This is a genomic window from Campylobacter sp. BCW_6467 (assembly GCF_001762855.1).
Classification (GTDB): domain Bacteria; phylum Campylobacterota; class Campylobacteria; order Campylobacterales; family Campylobacteraceae; genus Campylobacter_D; species Campylobacter_D jejuni.
Window position 1 is genome coordinate 1 of sequence record NZ_MJXP01000011.1, and the last position, 3,081, is coordinate 3,081.

At 30.9% G+C, this 3,081-nt stretch carries 1 protein-coding gene and 1 pseudogene; both read right to left on the bottom strand.

What is annotated here, in order from left to right; genetic code table 11:
• A pseudogene (locus AJ888_RS01185) lies at positions 1-248 on the bottom strand (hypothetical protein); the annotation flags it as partial.
• Between the two features lie 22 nt (positions 249-270).
• Entirely contained in the window at positions 271-2,949 is a 2,679-nt protein-coding gene (locus AJ888_RS01190; protein ID WP_002861569.1) for a BspA family leucine-rich repeat surface protein, read from the bottom strand.
• Positions 2,950-3,081: the final 132 nt, after the last annotated feature.

Below are 3,081 nucleotides of genomic sequence, written 5' to 3' on the forward strand. Positions count from 1 at the left end.
TCTACACTAAAATATTTTTGTTTATAATTCATCTGCAACATTTTATCAATGGCTTCTTTTTCATTATCAAAAGAATACTCAAGTTCAACACTGCCCCTTTCTCCAATATAAACAGCTTCGTATTTATTATTATCAGAATCAAACCACATAGTAAGATGGTATTCTCCTGAATGTTTATAAGAAGGATACCAATCTGTATCAATCAACTTTTCTTCTTCTATAATTAATTCTGCTTGTTCTCTTGTCATTGTTTTTTATCTGTTTTAGTTTTTAATGTTTATACCATTTGGGCCTATTGCTGTCAATTTTTGTTCCCCAAAACATATGATCCATAGATACCGAAGCACTTATATCCCAAGATTCTAAACAGCGATCAAAACTACTTGCACATGTAAACATATAAGAGACGCTCTTAGCATTGCTCATATTCCATTTACTAATATCGGCATTAAAACATCTGGCTTTTTCAAACATAGAAGTAAAATAACACCCTTTGCCTACATTCCATTTGCTAATATCAGCATTAAAGCGTTCCGCTTTACTAAAACAAAATTCAAAATTTTTTACATTGCTTACATCCCAAGATTCTATCCCGCTAAAATCTCCACGAGTGGAATCGTCAAATAAATAAGATAAATTTTTTAACTGACTTACATCAAGCAAGCTTAAATTTACCTCTTCTATACATACAAACATATTTAAAAGAATTAAATTTTTGACTACAATTTTTTGTCCATCTTTTATCTTTTCTATTAAATCCATAAATTCTATTAAATTTTCAAAATGTATCTTCACGTTATTATCGTCAGCTAATCGTTTAATAATCTCTTTTATATATTCCTGAAAACTAAGATTTTCAAGTCCTTGGTGATCTTTATCTTTATACTTTGGAGATTTTACGCCTTTATGCATATCCAAGAAGATTGCATAACATAAACTTTTCCAAGCAAGATTTCGATTTTTACTATCCTCTACTTGCAAGGCAAGAGCAAACACAAAAGGCATAGCTTCATTATCACTATAACGTCCTGTTAAAACAATTTGTAATTCATCATCACTAAAATACTTGTTCGCAATAACATGCATTATAAAACCTGATACACTTGAAGAATAGCGAGCTGCAGCATCATAGAGATCTCCAAAAGTATAGCCTTGTTGTATAAAAAGTCTTAACAACTCTTTGCGTTCATTATCACGCTTTTGCAAAGCTTTCTTATCTTGCATGCAGGCTGTGAAAGCATAATCATGTCTGATAGATTTACTCCAACAATCAATCAAAAGAGAGCAAGATTTTAACAACTTTGTTGCATCAAATCCGTACTCAATAAGAAGCTTAAAAATATCTGGACGCCCATTTTCTAATGCAAGTTTTAAATAATCCTCTTTCTTAGAACCTATAAGAACTTTTTGCGGATTTTTAGCAAGCTTTGCAGTCGATTCTATAAGCTCAAAAGGTATAAAAGTTATATTATCTGTTTCATATTCACTGTTGATAGCCGCTTTGTAAATTTTAGCAAGATCAGTATCATTTAATTTTTTCTCTGCATTGGTAGCATTAAACACTTCTAGAACTTTATTTAATCGTTCAATCATAAAAAGTGAATACTCTTCCTTGCGGCGCCTTTCTTCAATATTTAAATTTAGAAGATTTAAAATTCCTTCTAAACCTGTAGGTGTATTTATTTTATCAATAGCGTTTTTAAACCAGAGAGGTGGATTGGATTCTAAAGGGGAATCTTTGAAAATATTCTTACTCTTTATCACCGCTTCAACTGAAACTTTCCAAGCATCAATATTTTGATTAAATTCCTTACAGAGATAAAACATACTATCAATATTTTTAGCTTTGCTCATATTCCATGAGCTTATATCGCAGTTAAAATTTTCACAGTGACCAAACATTAAATAAAAATTTTGACCTTTGCTTACATTCCACTTACTTAAATCAACATTCATATCAGAACAGCAAAAAAAACAACGAGAGAAGTCTTTGATATGCGAAACATCCCAAGATTCTATCCCATCAAATCTTTCCATACACTCAAAAGCACCATAAAGCGAGTCAAGATATATCAAATTAATACAATCTAGTGCTACCTTAGCGATAAGATATTTTTTTCTATCTTGTGCATATCGTACCAAAAATATAAGTTCTACATTATTCATCGGGCAATAAAGTTGATTTTGCGTAGCTGGTTTTTTCCCAAAAAGCACTTTAGAAAAACCGGATTTTTTAAGTACCTCCCCTGCATTTTCGCCTTTTAATATAGTTCTTAGTAATACTTTTAGTTTTGCAATACTGCTAGCATTTGCAGCTTTTTTTGCAGCTGGCTTTAAACTACCAAATGCCGAACCAGTATGTCTTAATATATTTTCATAAGGACTATCATCATTACCATCTTTTTTACTAGAAATCTTTTTATAAAAAGAATTTAGAAGCTCTTCACAAGCTTCTAAAGCATCTTCAGCGATTGCAATATTTGGATTTTCATTTATCAAACGCACCGCTTCAAGCACTCTAGCATTTTTTATAGCCTCTAAAAGCCTTTTATCGCTTTTTTTGTCAAATTTTTCCAAAGTTTCATCTAAGTTTATAGCCTTTAAAAGCCCTTTATCGCTTTTTTTGTTAAAATTTTCCAAAGCTTTATCCAAATCTTTAGCCTCTAAAAGTGATCGAAGAATTTTGCAAATCTCACTTAAATCTTCAAAGCAAAGTACATTTGTAATAAACCACTCATCAAATTCTTCCTCAGTAGCATCACGATAAGATATTCCTGTTTCTTCTTCAAAAGCGACTTCGTATTCTTCTGGATCGATATGATCATACGCATCACTTAAAAAACCCTCTAAATGAGAATTAACAGCCTGCAAAACTTCTTTGCTAGGTTTTGTTTTTAAGAATTCTTTAAAATTCTCAAGATTGTCTAAAATTTCAACATCAAATTCCATAATATCTCCTTTTTATTATTTTTTTATCTTTCTTCTTTCTTCATACATTTTAATTTGTTCTGGTCTCTCTAAACTCGTATCAATATTGTATTCTTTAACCAATTGTTCCCAAGTCTTAGCACCTGCTTTTTT